This window comes from Acidihalobacter sp., assembly GCF_037381185.1.
Taxonomy (GTDB): domain Bacteria; phylum Pseudomonadota; class Gammaproteobacteria; order DSM-5130; family Acidihalobacteraceae; genus Acidihalobacter_A.
On record NZ_JARRQY010000010.1, the window covers coordinates 58,615 to 78,230 of the forward strand.

At 62.4% G+C, this 19,616-nt stretch carries 18 protein-coding genes; all 18 read left to right on the forward strand.

The features are described from left to right. The first annotated feature begins 12 nt into the window (after window positions 1-12). The 18 genes from P8014_RS04790 (at window position 13) to P8014_RS04875 (ending at window position 19,594) form a co-directional block, all read left to right on the forward strand. The gene (locus P8014_RS04790) at window positions 13-3,168 is read left to right on the forward strand and encodes a glycosyltransferase family 2 protein (protein WP_337816165.1); all 3,156 of its coding nucleotides are present in this window, start codon (window positions 13-15) and stop codon (window positions 3,166-3,168) included. Continuing rightward, the gene (locus P8014_RS04795) at window positions 3,128-3,400 is read left to right on the forward strand and encodes a hypothetical protein (RefSeq protein WP_337816166.1); all 273 of its coding nucleotides are present in this window, start codon (window positions 3,128-3,130) and stop codon (window positions 3,398-3,400) included. Before P8014_RS04790 ends, P8014_RS04795 begins: the two co-directional genes overlap by 41 nt. A gap of 253 nt (window positions 3,401-3,653) precedes the next feature. After that, the gene (locus P8014_RS04800; RefSeq protein ID WP_337816167.1) at window positions 3,654-5,021 is read left to right on the forward strand and encodes a flagellin; all 1,368 of its coding nucleotides are present in this window, start codon (window positions 3,654-3,656) and stop codon (window positions 5,019-5,021) included. A gap of 79 nt (window positions 5,022-5,100) precedes the next feature. Next, window positions 5,101-5,364, forward strand: a complete 264-nt coding sequence (locus P8014_RS04805) for a flagellar protein FlaG (protein ID WP_337816249.1) — start codon at window positions 5,101-5,103, stop codon at window positions 5,362-5,364. Window positions 5,365-5,501: 137 nt separating this feature from the next. After that, window positions 5,502-6,902, forward strand: a complete 1,401-nt coding sequence (gene fliD / locus P8014_RS04810; protein WP_337816168.1) for a flagellar filament capping protein FliD — start codon at window positions 5,502-5,504, stop codon at window positions 6,900-6,902. A gap of 50 nt (window positions 6,903-6,952) precedes the next feature. Then, window positions 6,953-7,354, forward strand: coding sequence for a flagellar export chaperone FliS (gene fliS, locus P8014_RS04815; RefSeq protein WP_337816169.1), 402 nt, complete (start codon window positions 6,953-6,955; stop codon window positions 7,352-7,354). Then, window positions 7,351-7,683 (forward strand): hypothetical protein, encoded by a 333-nt coding sequence (locus tag P8014_RS04820; protein WP_337816170.1) that lies wholly within the window; start codon window positions 7,351-7,353, stop codon window positions 7,681-7,683. Before fliS ends, P8014_RS04820 begins: the two co-directional genes overlap by 4 nt. An 81-nt stretch (window positions 7,684-7,764) precedes the next feature. Beyond that, the gene (locus P8014_RS04825) at window positions 7,765-8,334 is read left to right on the forward strand and encodes a PilZ domain-containing protein (protein ID WP_337816171.1); all 570 of its coding nucleotides are present in this window, start codon (window positions 7,765-7,767) and stop codon (window positions 8,332-8,334) included. A gap of 262 nt (window positions 8,335-8,596) precedes the next feature. Beyond that, a complete protein-coding gene (locus tag P8014_RS04830) occupies window positions 8,597-9,964 on the forward strand; it encodes a sigma-54 dependent transcriptional regulator (RefSeq protein WP_337816172.1) in 1,368 nt (455 codons plus the stop codon). Window positions 9,965-10,007: 43 nt separating this feature from the next. Beyond that, entirely contained in the window at window positions 10,008-11,243 is a 1,236-nt protein-coding gene (locus P8014_RS04835) for an ATP-binding protein (protein ID WP_337816173.1), read from the forward strand. 72 nt (window positions 11,244-11,315) lie between these two features. Beyond that, window positions 11,316-12,656, forward strand: a complete 1,341-nt coding sequence (locus tag P8014_RS04840; protein ID WP_337816174.1) for a sigma-54 dependent transcriptional regulator — start codon at window positions 11,316-11,318, stop codon at window positions 12,654-12,656. A 68-nt stretch (window positions 12,657-12,724) separates the two neighbouring features. Then, a complete protein-coding gene (fliE, locus tag P8014_RS04845) occupies window positions 12,725-13,051 on the forward strand; it encodes a flagellar hook-basal body complex protein FliE (RefSeq protein ID WP_337816175.1) in 327 nt (108 codons plus the stop codon). Window positions 13,052-13,070: 19 nt separating this feature from the next. Continuing rightward, window positions 13,071-14,762 carry a flagellar basal-body MS-ring/collar protein FliF gene (gene fliF, locus P8014_RS04850; protein WP_337816176.1) on the forward strand — a complete coding sequence of 564 codons (1,692 nt, stop codon included), beginning with the start codon at window positions 13,071-13,073 and terminating at the stop codon, window positions 14,760-14,762. Next, window positions 14,744-15,766, forward strand: a complete 1,023-nt coding sequence (fliG, locus tag P8014_RS04855; RefSeq protein WP_337816177.1) for a flagellar motor switch protein FliG — start codon at window positions 14,744-14,746, stop codon at window positions 15,764-15,766. Before fliF ends, fliG begins: the two co-directional genes overlap by 19 nt. Window positions 15,767-15,820: 54 nt before the next feature. Continuing rightward, window positions 15,821-16,501, forward strand: coding sequence for a flagellar assembly protein FliH (locus P8014_RS04860; RefSeq protein WP_337816178.1), 681 nt, complete (start codon window positions 15,821-15,823; stop codon window positions 16,499-16,501). Between the two features lie 8 nt (window positions 16,502-16,509). Beyond that, window positions 16,510-17,940 (forward strand): flagellar protein export ATPase FliI, encoded by a 1,431-nt coding sequence (gene fliI / locus P8014_RS04865; protein ID WP_337816179.1) that lies wholly within the window; start codon window positions 16,510-16,512, stop codon window positions 17,938-17,940. Continuing rightward, window positions 17,940-18,371 carry a flagellar export protein FliJ gene (gene fliJ, locus P8014_RS04870; RefSeq protein WP_337816180.1) on the forward strand — a complete coding sequence of 144 codons (432 nt, stop codon included), beginning with the start codon at window positions 17,940-17,942 and terminating at the stop codon, window positions 18,369-18,371. Before fliI ends, fliJ begins: the two co-directional genes overlap by 1 nt. A gap of 143 nt (window positions 18,372-18,514) precedes the next feature. Then, window positions 18,515-19,594, forward strand: a complete 1,080-nt coding sequence (locus tag P8014_RS04875; RefSeq protein ID WP_337816181.1) for a flagellar hook-length control protein FliK — start codon at window positions 18,515-18,517, stop codon at window positions 19,592-19,594. The last annotated feature ends 22 nt before the right edge of the window (window positions 19,595-19,616 follow it).

Below are 19,616 nucleotides of genomic sequence, written 5' to 3' on the forward strand. Positions count from 1 at the left end.
GCCTTGTTCCGTATGCAGAAGAATCCTGTTAGCACCGACCGGAAAGACGAGCAGCCGCCTGTAACCGTCGCGTTGTTTTCCTACAACCAGGCCGACACCGTCACGCAGGCCCTGGATGGAGTGCTGCGGCAGACCTACCCGATCGATCAGCTCATCGTCAGCGACGACTGCTCCACCGACGACACCTGGAGGCGGATCAACGAATATTTTGCCGGCCGGGAGATGCCCGCCTCGCTCATCGGCGATGTCACGCTGCGCAGAAACAGTCGCAATCAGGGGCTTATGGGGCATGTGGGCCACGTGCTGTCGCTGGTCAGAAACGATCTGTTCATGGGCCACGCCGGCGACGACGTGTCGCACCCCGAGCGTTTGCGCAAATGTGTCGAGCTGTACGCGTCACTGGGGTGTCCGCGGGATTTCCTGGTGCATACCGATGCCCGCATCATCGACAAGCCGGGCCAGCCGGTCTGGGTTCCGCCTGTGGTGCAGGCCAATATGGGGACGCAGCAAGGGGCGTTGTCTCTGGCGCTGCATATCGGCGCAACGGCCATGTTCACCAAGAACCTGTGGCATGACTTCGATGGCGTCGCCTATCCGGGGGTCTACGAGGACCTGATACTGGGATTTCGTGCGTTTTTGCGCGATGCCTATCACTACATCGCCGAACCCCTGGTGGACTACCGGATGCACGGCGGCCTGGGCGACCCCGAGGCGCAGGCCAATACCCCCGAGCGGCACGCCGCCATGCTGCAGCGCCAGCATGACGTGTATTGTCAGCGCATGCTCGATGCGGGCCGTGTCGGACGCGCGGATCTCGTCGACCTGCTGTCCGAAGCGCTCGCGCAACTGCGGGCGAATGGCGTCGGGGCCGGAAAGCAGGGCGCCCGGGTGCCCGAGCGGGACACCGGGGGCCCTGCGCAGCCGCCGGCTGTTGCCCGCGCGGTGGCAGCGTCGGGCCTGCCGCAGGAGCGGCAGTGGGCCGACCTTGCCGTCGCCGCATGGGAGGCCGGGGAGACGCCGGTACCGACGTTTGGCTTGGCGCTGCTCGAACACGGAACGATTTCTTCATCGCCCACGCGAGAGAGCCTGGATGCCCAGTGGCTCGGCTGCCGGCGGATCGATATCGCCCCGAAAGCTGATCCGAGCGCTTTGCTGGCCGAACTCAATACGGCACTGCCGGCCTCGGAGGGGGATTGGCTGGGTTTGATCGACGCGGGGTGCACGCTTGCTCCACAGGCATTGTTCCGCATTGCGCAGACGATACGTCGGCACCCGGACTGGGCGCTGGTCTACACCGACGAAGACAGCCTCACGGAAGACGGGCTATACGGCAATCCGCATTTCAAACCCGATTTCAATCTGGATTACCTGCGCAGCCTGCCTTATGTCGGTGGTCTCGTTCTGATTCGCCGCGACTTGTTCGAAGCTCTGGGTGGTTTCGACCCCGAAGCTGTGGGCGCGGACGAATATGATCTGGTGCTGCGTGCCTGGGAACGCCTTGAAGCCGCAGGGCAGGGAGACCGGGCCATTGGCCATGTGGCCGAAGTTTTCTATCACCGTATGCCCGGGGCCGGTCATGCGGTTCTGCCCTTGGCGGAAACGCTTGCGGCGGCGCAGGGAGCGTTGCGGCGGCATTTCTCCCGGTGCGGCGTCGATGTGCAGATAGAACCGGGTGTTCTGCCCGCGACCCAGAGGGTGCGCTATCGGCACGCCACGACTCCGCTGGTGTCGATCATCATTCCAACGCGCAATCAGCGCGTCATGCTCGAACGCTGTCTAGAGTCGCTGTTTTCGCATACGGCCTGGCCCAGCTACGAGATTCTGGTGGTGGACAACGGCAGCGACGAGGCGGATGCGCTACAGTACCTAGACGGCTTGCGCACCTTGGGGCGCGAACTCGAAGGGCGTTTGCGCGTACTGGACTATCCTCAGCCGTTCAACTACTCGGCCATGAACAATCTTGCGGCGGAGCAGGCGCGAGGCGAATACCTGTTGCTGCTCAACAACGATACCGCGGCGCTGCACGACGAATGGCTGGATGTCATGATGGCGCACGCGCAGCGTCCCGAAGTGGGCGTGGTCGGCGCGAAGCTACTGTATCCCGACGGAAAAGTGCAGCACGCGGGCGTGGTGCTGGGAGTGAACGGCCCCGCCGAGCATCCGTTCATCGGGCATGAGGCCAAGGAGCCTGGCTATTACGCGCGGCTGCAGGTGGATCAGGACTATTCTGCCGTGACGGGCGCCTGTCTGCTGGTACGCAAGACCCTGTTCGATGAGGTCAGCGGGCTCGATGCCGATGAACTGGCAGTATCCTACAGCGATATCGATCTTTGCCTGAAGATCCGCGAACGGGGCCAGCTCGTGGTGTGGAGCCCTTACGCGCTGATGCTGCACGAGGGATCGAAGAGCCAAAAGTCCGGCGTGGAATCGGCCGGCGATCAGGTCAAGCTTGAGCGCTTCGGGCGCGAGCAGGCGGTGATGTATCGGCGCTGGATGCGGCAGATTGCCGGCGATCCGGCATATAACCGTCATTTGAGCCTGAAAAGTACCGATTTCGTTGCCGAGTCCGATCCTGCCTTGTGCTGGGACCCCGGCTGGAGACCCGTGCCTCGGATCATCGCGCAGCCGGCCGATCGCATGGGCTGCGGCGAATACCGCATCATCGCTCCGGCACGGGCGCTGATTGAGGCGGGGCGCATTCAGGGGCAGGAGACCGATTGCATCTACGCCCCGGCGGAGTTGGCCCGAATCAAGCCGGACGCGTTGGTGCTGCAGCGCCAGGTCGAGCCGCACCAGATTGAGGCGATCGAACGCCACAAGCGTTTCAATGACGTTTTCTGCGTGTTCGAGATCGACGATCTGGTGACCAATGTGCCGGTCAAGAATGCACACAAGAAACATCTGCCCAAGGACCTGTACAAGCGTCTGCGGCGCGCGGTCGGCGTCTGCGACCGTCTGGTCGTCGCGACCGAGCCCCTGGCCGAGGCCTACAGCGGATTGAATGCCGACATCAAGGTGGTTCCCAACTTCATCGAGGAAGCGCGCTGGGGAGGCTTGAGTTCCACACGTGGAGTGGGGAGCAAGCCGCGCGTCGGCTGGGCCGGTGGTATCAGTCACGCTGGAGGATGTGCCGTTCAACCACGCCAAGAGTCATTTACGCCTGCTTGAATACGGTATCCTCGGTTATCCGGTGGTCTGTTCGGATCTCACGCCCTATCGCGGAGACTTCCCGGTGACGCGGGTGCGCAATCGCCACCGCGACTGGGTCGAGGCGATTCGCGAGCATGTCACGGATCTCGCAGCGAGTGCCGAGCGGGGTGACGTTTTGCGCGCTCATGTGCGCAAGCATTGGTTGTTGGAGAACAACCTCGATGTTTGGCTCGAGGGCTGGCTGGCGTAAGCCCGTCGATGAATGACCTGAGGCGGCCGTTGTGCCGCGGCGCCCGCCGCGGCTTCCGGCCGATGCCGCCCGACCGGCTCCGACTCCATCCGCGAGGGGACCGGATACCGGAGCAAATTTCCCCTAAAGTTTCCCCGGCGCCGGTCGATACCATGGGCGTAGGCAGCCAAGTGAGCTGCGCTATGAATCAGGGCGGTCCGTTTGAAGGGCCGTGGAGTCACAGCTTAAGGGTATTTGTAACGGAGGTTACGTCATGGCCCTCGTCATCAACACCAACGTTGCGTCTTTGAACGCTCAGAACAACCTCAACAAGTCGCAGGGGCAGTTGGATCAGGCGCTGGCCCGTCTTTCCTCCGGTTTGCGGATCAACAGCCCCTCCGACGATCCGGCCGGCTATGCGATTTCTCAGCGCATGAGCGCGCAGATCAATGGTTTCAACCAGGCGGTGCGCAATGCCAACGACGGCATTTCCTTCGCCCAGGTGGCCAACGGTGCGCTCAATACCGTCACCGATTCGCTGCAGCGTATCCGTACGCTGGCGGTGCAGGCGGCCAACTCGACGAACTCGGCGCAGGACCGTCAGGCCCTCAACTCCGAAGTTCAGCAGTCCATCGCGCAGGTCAACAGCACGGCGCAGGACACCCAGTTCAACGGTCAGTCCATCCTCAATGGCAGCCTCACCAGCCTGGTGTTCCAGGTCGGCGCCAACGCCGGCCAGACCATCAGCGTCAACGGGTTTGACGTGCGAGGCCAGAATCTGGGCGCCGCCTATGGCGATGGTACGAGCATCAACACCTCCAATCTGTCCTCCGCCAGCGGCACGATCACCATCAACAACGTGGCGGTCGACCTGAATGGTCACAACGGCTCGGTGAGTGACGTGGTGGCTGCGATCAACAATGCCAGCAGCCAGAGCCAGGTCTACGCCCAGCGTGCGGACAACACCAGCGGTACGGTCGGTTACACGAATACCGGCTCCGGCACCGTCTCCATTGACGGGGTGTCCATCAACGTCGCCAGCGGTGCTACGGTTTCCGACGTGGCGGCCGCCATCAATGCCTACACCACGCAGACCGGTGTTACGGCGACGACGGGCAGCGGTACCTTGACGCTCACCGATTCCACCGGCGCCGATATCACCGTGACCGGCACCGGCGGTGTTGCGGTCGCCAGCGGCGGTACCATCACCGCCGGCGTCGAACTCTATACCAAGATCGGTGGTTCGATCAGCGTCGGTGGTGATGCGACCACGTTGAGCAACACCGGTCTGTCCGGTAGCAGTGTCAACTTCGGCAGCTTGACTACGCTGACTCTGAATAGTACCAACGTGCTCACCTACGCTGGAGCGAAGACTGGGATAAAGGCGATGGACTTTGCACTGAATCAGCTCAGTCGCTGGGGTGGTCAGCTCGGCGCCCTGCAGTCGCGCTTCCAGTCGACGATCTCCAACCTGCAGTCGGCCTCGCAGAATACCGAGGCAGCCCGATCTCGCATTCAGGATGCGAACTTTGCTGCCGAAACGGCGGCATTGAGTCGGGCTCAGATCCTGCAGCAGGCGGGCGTGGCCATGGTCGCCCAGGCCAACTCCCAGCCGCAGGTGGCGCTCTCGCTGCTCAAGTAAGCAGCCGACTAGGACAAATGCGCCAGGCTCTTCTTCTCCCGCGCGAGCGGTCAACAGCGACAGCGGCAACGGTTTGCCGGTGCAGGGGCAAAAAGAGACAAAAGCGGCGATGGGAAGCGCGGTTGACAAGGCGGTGGTGCAGGTGAACGATTACCTGCAGGCGCAGAATCGGAGCCTGGAGTTCAGCGTTGATAAATCCACCGGGCAAACCATCATCAAGATAGTGGATCAGGCCAACGGCAAGGTGCTGAGGCAGATTCCTCCGGAATACGTAGTCCATCTGGCGCAAACTTTGCTTGAGCACAATGGCGTACGTAGTACCGGAATCGAATTGAAAACCTGAGGATCGAAGTTCGCGAGACTCAGGGAAGCGGTCAGCAAGGGAGCATTGTCGCCGCAGCGCATTCCGGATTCATCGGGAAACGAAGCGCCGGCAAGGTGCAAACTCAACGCTCTGATTGCGTAGGAAGGTAATCGATCATGTCCGGAACAGTCAGCTCGCCAGGAATCGGTTCGGGGCTCGATATCAGCTCGATCGTTTCGAAACTGCTGCAGGCGGATTTCGGCGCCCAGCAGAACCAGATCCAGAATCGTCAGACGACGCTCAACTCCGAGTTGTCGGCGTTCGGCACGATCAACAGCCACGTTTCCTCCATCAACGACTCGCTGACCACACTGACGGATCTCAAGCAGAGTTACAGCGCTTCTTCTTCTGACCCAGGTGTGGTCAACGTGTCCACGCAGGATGGCGCGGCTCCGGGCAGTTTCAACGTCAACGTTAGCAAACTGGCCAGCGCCCAGAGCGTTGCAAGCTCAAGCTACAGCTCGCCGACCTCGACGGTCGGCACCGGGACGCTGACCTTCCAGTTCGGTAGCTACGCCAGTGGCAGCTTCGTCGCCAACAGCAGCAGTCCCGTGCAGGTCACGATCGATAGCAGCAACGACACCTTGCAGGGCGTTGCTGGTGCGATCAACGAGGCGGACTTCGGCGTGTCGGCGACCGTGGTCAACGACGGTAGCGGTTACCGCCTGGCGCTGACTTCGAAGACCGGTACGGAGAATCAGCTCAATATCACCTCGCCGGACTCCAGCCTGTCCGGGCTGACGTACGACGGCGGCAGTACCGGCATGACGGAGACGGCTACCGCCGCCGACGCTCAGCTCTCGATCAACGGTGTCTCGGTGACCTCGCAGAGCAATACCATTTCCGATGCGGTGCAGGGGGTGAGTTTCACGCTGGGAGCAACAGGCTCCTCGACCGTGAGTGTGGCGCCGGACTCGAGTGCCGTGACCAATGCGGTGCAGGCCTTCGTCAAGGCCTATAACTCCTATGCGCAAGACGTCAGCAAGTACGCCAGCTACGATTCCAAGACCAAGACCGCCGGTGTCCTGCTTGGCGACGCCACGCTACGCGGGCTCACCAGTCAGTTGCAGAACGGCGTCGCGCAGCGTATCGCCGGTGCACCCTCGGGGTACTCGACTCTGATGGACCTGGGCATTACCGCCAACGCCGACGGCACCTTGAGTCTTGATACCAGCAAGCTGACTTCGGCGATCGCCAGCAATTACTCCGGCGTACTTACCGCGCTGCAGAGTGCCGGTACGCAGCTCGGCGGTGTGGTCAGCTCGATGACGGGCACCAATGGCATCATCACCGCGCGCACCGACAGCATCAATCAGCAGCTTACCGGTTTGCAGAGCCAGCTCACCGCCCTGAATGCCCGGATGCAGCAGGAGCAGCAGTCACTGTTGCAGCAATACAATGCGATGGACACGACAGTCGCCAACCTGAAAAACACGGGGAGTTATCTGACGCAGATGCTGGCGAGCCTGCCGGGAAGCAGCAGTTCGTCCGGTTCGTCCAAGTCATCAAGTTCCTGAGCGGCTCCGGCTGACCGGCTCAACAGACAAAATTCAAGGGCATGACGTCAATGAACCAGCAAGCGATGAAGCAGTACCAGCAGGTGGGGGTGGAAGGCTCCGTTACCGATGCCGATCCGCACGTCGTCATCCAGTTGCTCATGCAGGGTGCGCTGGAACGCATTGCCAGGGCCAAAGGCGCCCTCGCCAGAGGAGATGTCGCCCTCAAGGCCAAGCTGATTCCCCAGGCGGTGCGTATCATTGATGGTCTGCGGGTGCACCTCGATCATGAACGCGGTGGGCAAATTGCGGAAAACCTGGAATCGCTGTATGACTATATGTCGCGCCGCTTGATCGAGGCGAATGTGCAGGATGACTCCGCGGCATTGGATGAGGTGACGGCGTTGCTGGTCGAGATCAAAACGGGTTGGGATGCGATCGCGCCGGCAAGGGGCGAGGCGGGACGGGTGTGAACGACGGGCAGTCGACGCGCGTGGAACGGCTTGCGGCTCTGGTGGACGAGAGTCGGGGGCTGCTCGAACAGGCGCAGAGCACCTCTGACTGGGAGGCGCTGATGGCGCGTGAGTCGCATCTGCGCGCGCGCCTAGCAGGACTGCTTGCCGCGTCGGTAGGAGACCATGAGCTGACTGCGGTGCGTATCGCTTTGCAGGAACTGCTTGCGCTCAATCAGCAGACCGTACAGGCGGTTGAGGCGCGCAAGGCGGACGCATTCCGTGGTTTGAAGCACACTGCGCTGGTGCGCCGTGCGGCCAAGGCTTATGGGCACGCCGCCAGCGCGTAGCTGCGGTTGATAGAGCGCCGGGCCATTTTTTGTAAAGGCCATATGCTTTTTCCATAACGAAGTTCGGCTATTCTTCCCCATATGGATACTCCGGACACGACTCTCGGTGATCGCATCGTTTTTCATGGCGATCTTCCGATAACCTGGCGGCCTGTGGAGCACGACCCGAGCCGGGCCAAGCTGGCGGAGCTGAACGAGAGCAATGGCTCGCTGTTGCGGCTGTTCTCCGTGCTCGATGAGCACCTTTCCGACCCCCCCGATGGCAGTCCCGAAATCCAGCAGGCTTTCGTTCGGCTCGATGCGAAATTGAATCTGGTGCTGGACCTGGTCGGTGAAGTGCTGGCGCGGCAGCTGCAGCTGCCGTCTCTCCATCAGATCGCTTTGTCCGAATTGGGCGTCCACTGGCTGGAGCCCAAACCCGAGGCGCTTCCGGCGCGTGCGGGTCAGAAAGCCTATGTCGATTTGTACCTCAAGCCCACCTTTCCACGGCCACTGAAATTTTTCGTACAACTGGGTGTGAGCGGGCGTACGGAGAAAGGGGTGCGTTTCTCCGCGAAATTCCTTGGCGTGGGCGAAGAAGTGCAGGACGGGCTCGCCAAACTCATCTTCCGTCAACATCGCCGCATGGTCGCGAGTCAGCGTGGCGCGTGAATCTTGACGCTACCGTGACAGCTATCGTTTTTTACGCTGGTATTTTGACATCGCTGTCGGCCTGATGCATGCTTGCGGCAACTGTCGCTGATTGGCGACAGCTTGCGGGCGGATGTTCGAGCGGCGGCGCATAGCGCATGTGGCAGCCGGCTGCAGGCAAGTGCCAGGCGTGCCTGGAAGGCGTCGGGTTCAGTTGATTTCTGAACAATTTAAGAACAAAGCGATGACGAGTGCAGCAGAATCTATATCAGCGGCTGGCGATATGCCTCTGGCTGTGATCGCCGAGCCTGACAGCACGCGCGCCGGGCAGCTTCAGACGGTGCTCGAGTTCCTGGGTTACCGCGTCGAACCGCTGGCCAGCGGCGTCGGAGATGCTGCCGTGGTGCTGGTCAGTACGTTGGATGGCACCGATGCGTTGCGGCGGCTCATGGAGTCGCAGCCCGCCGGCCTATCCTCGCTGCCCCTGCTGATTCTAGGGCCGACCGAGCCGGAGGAGGCCGCGGTCGACAGGCTCGATTGGCCGCTGAGTGCGGGTGAGTTCATTTTGGCGTTGGAGCGCGTACGTGCCGGCTTTGTCTCCTCCCGCCCTCATGTGGCGGTGCAGGAAATTCCCCAGCTCGCGCGCGTGCTGGTCGGTCGAGGTGTGGCCATGCAGCGGCTCAGGAGACTGATCGAGCAGGTGTCGAAGTCAGATGCCACCGTCTTGATTCAGGGTGAGACCGGCACCGGCAAGGAAGTTGTCGCCTCGGCGGTTCATTACCTTTCTCCGCGACGTGATCAACCGTTCGTAGCGGTCAATTGCGGCGCCATTCCCGCCGATCTGCTCGAGAGCGAGTTGTTCGGCCACGAAAAAGGGGCGTTTACCGGTGCGATCACCGCGCGCCAGGGACGCTTCGAACTGGCGCAGGGCGGAACGCTGTTCTTGGACGAGATCGGCGATATGCCTCTGCCCATGCAGGTGAAACTGTTACGTGTGTTGCAGGAGCGCAGTTTCGAACGCGTCGGCAGCAACAAGAGCATCGCGGTTGACGTGCGGGTGATCGCCGCGACGCATCGTGATCTTGAGGCGGAGATTGCCGCCGGACGTTTCCGTGAAGATCTCTATTACCGCCTGAACGTATTTCCTCTCGACGTGCCGCCGTTGCGTGAACGCTGCGAGGATATCCCCGTGCTGGCCGAACACCTGTCCGCGCGCCTGGAACGAGAGGGGCGGGAGGGGGTGCGCCTGTCGCCCGGGGTGTTGGAAGCGCTGCGGCGCTACGACTGGCCCGGCAATGTACGGGAACTGGCCAATCTGATCGAGCGCCTGTCGATTCTGGTGCCCAATGGTGTTGCCGAAGTGGCCGATCTGCCGCATCGCGTGCTCGATCGCATCGGTATCGCACCGATAACGCAGGCTCCGACGGAAACGGTCGAAAGCGCTGGGCTTGTCGCCGGCCTGCCGGAAGGCGGTATCGATCTGCGTGACTATCTCGGGCAGCTTGAGGTGTCGTTTATCCGCCAGGCGCTCGAAGAGGCAGGCGGGATCGTGGCGCATGCCGCGGAGCGCCTGTGCATGCGGCGCACCACCTTGGTCGAGAAGATGCGCAAGTACGGTATCCAGCGCTCGGACGAGCCGGCCGAGGCATGAAAGGTGGGTTGAGCTGCCGGTGATAGTGCGTACGGAGGATGCGATGAGCGAGAGCACGCCGTCACAGTCGCCGCCTTCGGAGAATTCGGCGGATGCCCGGGAGCGGGCGCTGGCCGACGCGTTTGCGGCATTCAATAAGCTGTCGGAGGATCTGGCGAAATCCTACCGGGAACTGGAACTGCGGGTCGAGCAGCTCAGTGAGGAGTTGGCGGCGGCGCGCTCCGAACGCCTTGTGCAACTGGCCGAGAAGGAACGTCTCGCGAATCGTCTGAGCCAGTTGCTCGAGGCCTTGCCGGGTGCGGTCATCGTGACCGATGCCGAGGGCGTGGTGCACGAAGCCAATCCGGCTGCACTCGAATTCATGGGGAAACCGCTGCTAGGCGAACGTTGGGTCGACGTGGCGAAGACGCGTTTCGTCGGCGGTGTTGCCGAGGGTGGCGAAGTACGCCTCACCGACGGGCGACGCCTCAGTTTCACGGCGCGCGCTTTGGGCTCGGAGCCAGGCCAGATTCTGCTGCTGCAGGACGTGACGGAGGCGCGTACGCTGCAGGAGCAACTCGATCGTCATCGGCGTCTGGCGGCAATGGGTGAAATGGTCGCCGGACTTGCGCATCAGATCCGCACGCCGCTCTCGTCGGTGTTGCTTTATCTATCGCATCTGGAGCGCAAGCGCCTGGGCGATCGGCAGCGCGAACGCGTCGTGGAGCGTATTCGCGGCCGGGTTCTCCACCTGGAGGGTATGGTCGGCGACATGCTGCAGTTTGCGCGTGGGGGGACTGCCGAGCTGGTGCCCTGTAGACTGGATGCGCTGGTTTCGGAGTTCGAGGAACTGGTTGCCGTATCGCTGGCCGAGCGCGCCGCGAGCCTCGAGGTCAGTTGGGAGAGCGAAGAGCTGCGCGAGGCCTCGGTGTCCTGTCAGCGTGCCCCTCTGGCCGGCGCCTTGTTGAATCTGGCCACCAACGCGTTGCGCGCCGGGGGGCAGGATGTACGGCTATGGCTGCAGATATGGCGCCCGAGGCTGGACTCGATCGCCCTGAGTCTCGAGGACAGCGGGCCGGGTATCGATGCCGAAATCGCCGAGCGGATATTCGAACCGTTCTTCACCACGGATACGCAGGGAACCGGGCTGGGGTTGCCGGTTGTCCGTGCCGTCATGGATGCGCATGGTGGTGAGGTGGTACTGGAGTCGCCGTCGAAACTGCGCGGCGCGCGTTTCAGCTTGCGCCTGCCGGCCGGAACGTCAGGGACTGATGAGCGGGCATCCGGCGCTGACGGTTAGTGGAGTCCGGCGCGGAGTATGTCCGCGGGGTGGATGGTCGGCTTTTATGGCGGATTTGGAGGACAAGGACTTATGGGCGAGCGGCTGGCCGTACTCATCGTGGAGGACGACCTGAGTCTGCGTGAGGCGCTTTGCGACACGCTCGATATGGCGGGTTTTGAAACCCTGGCCGCTGCGGATGGCAGCGAAGCGTTGACGATCATGGCTCGGGAGGATGTCGGCATGGTCGTGGCCGACGTGCAGATGGCGCCGATGGATGGGCACGCGCTGCTGCGGCGGGTCAAGGCCGAGTATGGCGAGGTGCCGGTGGTGATGATGACGGCCTACGGCACGATACAGAAAGCGGTTGACGCCATGCGTGACGGCGCCGCCGACTACCTGGTCAAACCGTTCGAGGCCTCGGTACTGGTCGAGGTCGTCAGCCGCCTGTTGCCCGAGGAGGTCGATGATGGCGAGTTGATCGCTGCAGACCCCCGGACCCAGGAAGTGGCGGCGTTGGCGGCACGGGTGGCCGCATCGGAGGCGACGGTGATGATCACCGGGCCATCGGGTAGTGGTAAAGAGGTGTTTGCGCGCTATATCCACGCTCATTCGGCGCGCGTCCAGGGGCCGTTCATCGCCATCAACTGCGCGGCGATCCCCGAACAGATGCTCGAGGCGATGCTGTTCGGCTACGAGAAGGGAGCGTTCACGGGGGCGCACGAGGGCCGGCCGGGCAAGTTCGAGCAGGCCCAAGGCGGAACCCTGCTGCTCGACGAAATATCGGAGATGGACCTTGGACTGCAGTCCAAGCTGCTGCGCGTGCTGCAGGAGCGTGAGGTGGAGCGTCTGGGAGGGCGCAATCCGGTAGCGTTGAACGTACGGGTTCTGGCGACCTCGAATCGCAATCTGCGTGAGGAGGTGACGGCCGGACGCTTCCGCGAGGACCTGTTCTACCGTCTCAACGTGTTCCCGCTGCATTTGCCGCCGTTGGCGGAGCGCCGCGGCGATATTCTGCCGTTGGCGCGACGTCTGTTGGTTAGGCACACCAAGGGTAGCGTCTCGCTGTCGCCGGACGCCGAGCAAAGGCTGCTGGGGCATGCGTGGACGGGCAACGTGCGTGAACTGGACAACGTCATCCAGCGCGCCGCAATTCTACGCAGCGGCGACGAGATTCAGGCGCGCGATATTTATTTTGAGGAAATCGGCGTCGGGTCTGTGACGCAAGATCCAGTCGAGTCGGCCTCTGCGGATGCTTCCGAGACCGCTCTAGGGGCGGATTTGCGTCGCCGCGAGAGCGAACTGATCATCGAAACCTTGCGGGCGGTGAACGGCAATCGCAAGCTTGTCGCCGAACGGTTGGGCATCAGTCCGCGTACGTTGCGCTATAAATTAGCGAGGCTCCGCGAGGCAGGGGTTGCCATCCCGGAGTGATGGCCCCGTTTTTGCATTGTTTGCACCAGAGCGATGCGGTTGCATTCGATCATTGGACGGTGAAAAGCATGAGTAGCGCTGAAATCAATCAGGTACTGGCGCAGATGCGGGCGATGGCCGCCGCAGCCGAGGGCAATACGCAGACGCCGTCGGCAAGCGCTGGCGTGGACAAGCCCGACTTCGGCAAATTGCTGTCGGAATCCATCGACAAGGTCAACGAGGCTCAGCAGCATGCGGGGAATCTGGCCACCAGCTTCGAGGCGGGAGACCCCAATGTCAATCTAGGGGAGGTGATGGTGGCGCTGCAGAAAGCGAGCCTGTCCTTCGAGGCCATGACCCAGGTACGCAACAAGCTCGTTTCGGCGTACCAGGAAGTCATGAACATGCAGGTTTGATTGGCGGACGCTGGCATCCATGGCTTTGCTGAATCCCGAAAGGCTGCGCGCCCAGTTCGACGCGTTTTCCAAGCTGTCGATGCTGCGCCAGATCGGTCTCATGGTCGGTTTGGCCGCGAGTGTCGCGATCGGCACGGCTATCGTGCTGTGGTCGCAGCAGCCCAACTACGGCCTGCTGTTCGGCGGTTTGTCGAGCAAGGATGCCGGGCAGGTTACGGCCGCGCTGCAGCGGGCGAACATCCCCTATCGGGTCGATCCCAACAGCGGCGCGATCATGGTGCCCTCGACCCAGGTGTACAACGCCCGCATCAAACTGGCGACCGAGGGCTTGCCCAAGGGTACTTCAAGCAGCTTCGATCTGCTGGCCAAGAACCAGGGCGCGTTCGGGCTGAGCCAGTTCATGGAGACGGTGCAGTACCACCAGGCCCTACAGAAGGAACTCGAGCGCACTATTGCCAGCCTTGACAGCGTGCAGAGCGACCGGGTGCATCTGGCCATTCCTAAGCAGTCGGTGTTCATCCAGGACAGCCCCAAGCCTTCGGCGTCCGTGCTGGTCAATCTCTATTCCGGCCGCAATCTGAGCGCGGCTCAAGTCGCGGGCATCGTGCATCTGGTCGCCTCCAGCGTGCCGGGCCTGTCCACACAGAACGTCACCGTGGTGGATCAGCAGGGCAATCTGCTGACCGGCAACAACGGTTCGGCCGCGGAGCAGACCGGTTCCTCTCTCAGTTCGGCGCAATACGATCTGACCCGTCGATTGGATCGGCTGTATGCCCGCCGTATCTCGGACATTTTGTCGCCTATTGTGGGCACGAGCGGCGTGCGGGCCCAGGTGACTACCAGCCTAGACTACTCGCTGATCAATACCACCAGCGAGAAGTACGATCCCAATAGTCAGGTCGTGCGCAGCGAGCAGACCACAGACAACCGGCGCTGGGGCAAGGCCGCCAACGGCGCGGTGCCGGGTGCGCTGACCAACCAGCCGCCGCCGGCCGGTGTGCCCGCGGCGCAGTCGGCGAATAACGCCAATGCAACGACCAATAACCAGAACACGACGCGGAACAATCCGAATCAACTTCCGCTGGTGCAGGAAGACCAGAGCGCCACACGCAACTATGAGATCAACCGCACGATCCAGCATATCAAACAGGCGCCCGGCGTGGTCAAACGCCTATCGGTGGCGGTGGTGGTGGATTATCAAACCACCAAGGATGCTCAGGGCAAGGAGGTGAGCAAGCCGCTGTCGCCGCAGGAGATGACCAATATCACCAATCTGGTGAAGGAGGCCGTGGGCTTCGATGCGGCACGCGGGGATACGGTCAACGTGATCAACGCGCCATTCAAACAGGCGGCCTCGGTGCCTGCGACCGGCAGTCCGCCCATCTGGCAACAACCCTGGGTGTTCGATCTCGGCAAACAGGTTCTGGGAGCGTTGGCGGTACTGCTGCTGATCTTCGGGGTGTTGCGTCCGGTGATGCGCAGTCTGGTCAGTAGCCGCGAGTCGGAACAGCGCGAAGGCGGTGCCGTGGCGATGGATATGGCCGAAGGCGAAGGTGGTCTGGGCGAGGATCGCGTCAGTCTGACGCCGCAGATTGCCGGTGGAGCGCCGCTCGACGGTTATGACGCGCATCTGGCCAACGCGCGGCAGGTGGCGCAGGCCGATCCCAAGCGTGTGGCGCAGGTCGTCAAATCATGGGTGAACGAAGAATGAGCGAGAGCGACGGCCTTGACGGCGCATCCCGCGCAGCGATCCTGCTCATGAGCCTTGGTGAGCAGGATGCGGCTGAGGTCCTCAAGCACATGGGCCCCCGCGAGGTACAGAAGATAGGTACGGCCATGAGTACCCTGAGCAACGTTTCAAGGGCCAAGGTCAGTCGTGTGCTGGAGAGTTTCCACCATGAGATCGGCGATCAGACGGCGCTGGGCATAGGCAACGACGATTATCTGCGTACTGTGCTGGTGCAGGCGCTGGGTGAGGACAAGGCAGGCGGTATCATGGACCGCATTCTTAGCGGCCAGGGTTCACGGGGGTTGGATCAGCTCAAGTGGATGGATGCGCGCGCGATCGCCGAAATCGTGCGCCTGGAGCATCCGCAGATCATCGCCATCGTACTCAGCCATCTCGATTCGGATCAGGCGGCGGAGGTGCTCGCCCATCTGCCCGACCGCATGCGCTCCGATATCATCTTGCGTATCGCCACGCTCGACTCGGTACAGCCGGCCGCGATCAAGGAGCTTGATCAGGTGCTGGAGCGTCAATTCAGCGGCAACGCTAGCATAAAGACCTCGACGGTCGGCGGGCTCAAGAGCGCGGCAGAAATTCTGAACTACATGGATTCGAGCGTCGAAAGCGCGATCATCGAGTCGGTTACCGAGGCCGATGCCGACACTGCGCAGCGGATTCAGGATCTCATGTTCGTGTTCGATAATCTGGCCGAGTTGGACGACCGTTCAATGCAGACTCTGCTGCGCGAGGTCTCCTCGGAGACCCTGGTGGTGGGGCTCAAGGGGGCAGAAGAGGCTTTGCGTGAACGCGTGTTCGGCAATATTTCCAAACGTGCCGCAGAAATGCTGCGCGACGATCTCGAGGCGAAGGGGCCGGTGCGCCTGAGCGAGGTGGAGGCGGCACAGAAGGAAATTCTGGCGATCGCACGGCGCATGTCGGATGCCGGGGAAATCTCGCTCGGCGGCAAGGGCGGCGAACAATATCTGTGAGCGGCCTCTGGATGCGGCTTGCACAGCGCACCCCGGCCGGGAGGGTAGCTGATCATGCGCTCAAGAATTCTGTCCGAACAAACGGCCGAAGATGTATCGCTGTGGCGGGCCCCGTCGATGGAAAAGGGCTCGGAATACGCATCTGTCGAACAGGTTCGGGACTACGACGTCGGAGAGGACGATAACCATGCCGAGTTGTTGCGGCCGATGACCGCTGAGCAGCTCGAGGAGGTACAGGAGTCCGCACGTCAGGAGGGCTTTCGGCAGGGACGCGAGGAGGGGCTTGCCGCCGGAGCGCAGGAAATTGCTCAAAAAACTCAGGAATGTGCTGCATTGCTCGATGGCCTGGCGCGCCCGTTGGCAGAGCTGGATCACCAGGTGGTGGACGAGCTGATGGCGTTGGTGGCGGCGGTATCGCGCCAGATTGTTCGGCGCGAGTTGCACGCCGTGCCCGACGAGATCGTTCGCGTGGTCCGCGAGGCGCTTGCCGTGCTGCCGTCGCAGTCCGCCAATGTGAGGGTCGAACTGCATCCTCAGGATGCCGCGCTGGTCCGCGAGCTGATGCCCGAAGGCGAGGGCGAGCGCGCCTGGCGTGTGGTGGAGGATCCCTCCCTCGAACGAGGGGGCTGTCGGGTTCAGTCGGATGTGAGCCGGGTGGATGCCACGGTCGAGCGTCGCCTGAACCAGACCATCTCGGCGGCGCTGGGAGATATGCGTGGGGGTAGCAGCGCATGAGTCAGCTCATGTCCGAACGTATTTCGGCGCGCCAACAGCGCTGGGCGCACGAACTCGGGCGCGCTCGCGAGCGGACGGATTCCGCACGCAGTCTGGTCGCCGAAGGGCGCGTGACGCGTATGGTCGGATTGACGCTGGAGGCAGTGGGGCTGGAGGTGCCTGTCGGTGGTCGCTGCGAAATCGTCAATGGCGCAGGACACATCGAGGCCGAAGTCGTCGGGTTCGCGGGCGAACGCACGTTCCTTATGCCGGTAGGCGATATCCGCGGTCTGACGCCGAATGCGCGCGTGCTGCCGGTTGGCACTTCGCACCGTGTTCCCGTCGGCCCCGAAATGCTCGGGCGGGTGCTGGATGGCTCCGGGCACCCCCTTGACGGCAAGGGCCGCCTGTTCCTGTACGATAGCATCGATCTGACCGGAGCACCGATCAATCCGCTGGCACGGGCGCCGATACGGGAGCCCCTGGATGTCGGGGTCCGCGCTATCAACGGCCTGTTGAGCGTCGGGCGCGGGCAACGCATGGGGCTGTTCGCCGGCAGCGGCGTGGGCAAGAGCGTGTTGTTGGGGATGATGACTCGCTATACCGAAGCTGACATCACGGTGGTCGGGCTGATCGGCGAGCGCGGTCGGGAGGTCAAGGAGTTCGTGCAGAACAACCTGGGCGAGGAGGGGATGGCGCGTGCCGTCGTCGTTGCCTCGCCGGCCGATGCGCCGCCGCTCATGCGTTTGCACGGTGCCTGGTACGCTACGGCTATTGCGGAGTATTTCCGTAGTCAGGGATTGAAAGTTCTGCTGTTGATCGATTCGTTGACGCGCTTCGCACAGGCGCAGCGCGAGATCTCCCTGGCGATCGGCGAGCCGCCGGCGACCAAGGGCTATACTCCTTCGGTATTCGCCAAGCTCCCGCAGTTGGTGGAGCGAGCGGGCAACGGGGAGCACGACAGCGGATCGATTACGGCGTTCTATACCGTGCTTGCCGAGGGCGACGATCAGAACGATCCGATTGCGGATGCCGCACGTGCCATCCTCGACGGTCATGTGGTGCTGTCGCGCTCGATTGCCGAAGGCGGACGCTATCCGGCCATTGACGTCGAGGCTTCGATTTCCCGCGTGATGCACGATGTGGTCGATGACCGGCAGTTGGCGACGGCGCGGCGTTTCAAGCAGGTCTATTCGGCTTATTCGCAGCACCGCGATTTGATCAATGTAGGGGCCTATCAGGCGGGCAGCGATCCGCTGGTGGACGAAGCAATTGCCGTGTACCCGGCATTGGAGCGTTATCTGCGGCAGGATATGCATGAGGCAGTTGATTTTGCGCACAGCGTGAACGATCTGGGGACGCTGTTCGCGCCGGCCGGACATGCCGTGGAACAGGCGCCGGCTCAGGCTGGGGAGAATCTTAGGGGGCTTGCCGATTACCTTAGGAATCAGGAACTGTGATGAATCGCATGAGGCGCCTGAAACCCGTCCAGGATCTGGCCGCGCAGGACGAGCGCAAGGCTGCGGCGCAGCTGGGCGAGAATGTCGGCCGTGTGGAGGAGGCGCAGCAGCGTCTCGGCGAATTGCTGGCCTGGGAGCGCGATTACGCAGCCTGTATGCAACAGGGTGCGGTCAATCTCAGTGAATTGCAGAGTTATCGTCTGTTCATGGGCAAGCTGGGTGAGGCGATCGAGCAGCAGCGTGCCGCGGTTGCCGAGGCTGAGCACGGAGTATCGCAGGCGCGTACACACTGGCAGACCAAGTATGCGCGTCATGCCGCCTTGAGCAAGGTAATCGAGCAGTGCCGGAAGGACGAGGTGGCGGCTGCCGAGCGGCGGGAACAGCACCAGTTGGATGAATTCAATCTCATACGGACGCAGCCGAAATCCTAAGGCCTAGTCACATTTGTGTCGAGCATGGCCGATGACGTGAGGTTGGCTCGGATCCTGCTTTAGCTAATTACAAACCTGCATCCAATGATGTACCGGAGATTTTCGAGGAAGCCGGCCCCGATCAACATGGAAGAGCTAAGAAATTGAACAGTCCTTCCCCTCAGTTGCAGATGCCCTCGCACGTCGATGCGAAACCCGCTGCGTCGCCAGGCACGGCGGGAACAGGCGATTCCGCCGCGCAGGGTAGCGACAGCGGTTTTGCCAAAGCGTTGCGCATGTTGCAGGTTCTGGCGCAGGACGGAGTACAGATCTCCGCAGGCCAGGCCGGCAAGGATCAGAAGACGTCCCTGACGGATTCCACGCGGAAGCAATCCTCCGACGGCAAGGATTTGCCGCTGACCGCTTTGCTGTTGCCGCTGCTGCAGCAGATCCAGGCTGCCGCTCCTGCCCATGCAGGCACAGGTGATGCGGCCAAGTCTGCTACCGATGCGGCGGGCGGTGAGTGGGCCAAGACATCGTTGGCGCAACTGCGGGACATGATGCAGTTGCTGAGCGGTCAGAAAGGTTCTTCGTCGGATGCGGGTGAACTCAAGGCATGGCTGACGGCGTTGACGCAGGCTGCCGGCGGCAAAGCCGGAGAGCCCACGGTCGTATCCACGAACGCTTCGATAACCGCCGCTCTGACTGCGCACGCCGGTGCCGGTGCCGGTGGCGCCGGGACGGTTGGGAATACTCAGACGCAACAGCAGACGGCCTCGGCTCAGGCACCGTTGACGCTGGCGGACCCCGGGTTCGCGAACGCGCTAGGCGAACGCGTTTCCTGGATGACCGGTAGTGCCGGCAATCATGCGGCGCAATTGCAGCTGCATCCCCGCGAACTCGGGCCCATGTTGGTGCATGTCAAGGTCGATGGTCATCACACGGAAGTGTTATTCCAGACTCAGCACGCGGCGGTCAGGGATGCTTTGGAAGCGGCGCTGCCGCGCTTGCGCGAAATGCTGGGACAGGGTGGCCAGCAGGTCAGCGTCAATGTTCAGCAACAGGCCGGAGGCTGGTCCGGTCAATCCGGACAGGGGCAGCAGCAGATGTCGCAGCAGTGGACGTCGCAGGCCGCATGGTCCGGTTTCACTCCGATTGACGGAGTAGAGCCATCGTCCGAGTTGTCCAGTCCCCTGGTGCGCTGGTATGGGCTGTCGAACGGCATGATTGATACTTACGTCTAGTGCCCTGTCCCGCTAGGTCACC

Excerpts from the sequence above, each read along its gene's own strand:
- P8014_RS04790 (WP_337816165.1), top strand. The coding sequence starts at position 13 with ATGCAGAAGAATCCTGTTAGCACCGACCGGAAAGACGAGCAGCCGCCT.
- P8014_RS04800 (WP_337816167.1), top strand. The coding sequence starts at position 3,654 with ATGGCCCTCGTCATCAACACCAACGTTGCGTCTTTGAACGCTCAGAAC.
- fliD (WP_337816168.1), top strand. The coding sequence starts at position 5,502 with ATGTCCGGAACAGTCAGCTCGCCAGGAATCGGTTCGGGGCTCGATATC.
- fliS (WP_337816169.1), top strand. The coding sequence starts at position 6,953 with ATGAACCAGCAAGCGATGAAGCAGTACCAGCAGGTGGGGGTGGAAGGC.
- P8014_RS04825 (WP_337816171.1), top strand. The coding sequence starts at position 7,765 with ATGGATACTCCGGACACGACTCTCGGTGATCGCATCGTTTTTCATGGC.
- P8014_RS04830 (WP_337816172.1), top strand. The coding sequence starts at position 8,597 with ATGCCTCTGGCTGTGATCGCCGAGCCTGACAGCACGCGCGCCGGGCAG.
- P8014_RS04835 (WP_337816173.1), top strand. The coding sequence starts at position 10,008 with ATGAGCGAGAGCACGCCGTCACAGTCGCCGCCTTCGGAGAATTCGGCG.
- P8014_RS04840 (WP_337816174.1), top strand. The coding sequence starts at position 11,316 with ATGGGCGAGCGGCTGGCCGTACTCATCGTGGAGGACGACCTGAGTCTG.
- fliE (WP_337816175.1), top strand. The coding sequence starts at position 12,725 with ATGAGTAGCGCTGAAATCAATCAGGTACTGGCGCAGATGCGGGCGATG.
- fliF (WP_337816176.1), top strand. The coding sequence starts at position 13,071 with ATGGCTTTGCTGAATCCCGAAAGGCTGCGCGCCCAGTTCGACGCGTTT.
- fliG (WP_337816177.1), top strand. The coding sequence starts at position 14,744 with ATGGGTGAACGAAGAATGAGCGAGAGCGACGGCCTTGACGGCGCATCC.
- P8014_RS04860 (WP_337816178.1), top strand. The coding sequence starts at position 15,821 with ATGCGCTCAAGAATTCTGTCCGAACAAACGGCCGAAGATGTATCGCTG.
- fliI (WP_337816179.1), top strand. The coding sequence starts at position 16,510 with ATGTCCGAACGTATTTCGGCGCGCCAACAGCGCTGGGCGCACGAACTC.
- fliJ (WP_337816180.1), top strand. The coding sequence starts at position 17,940 with ATGAATCGCATGAGGCGCCTGAAACCCGTCCAGGATCTGGCCGCGCAG.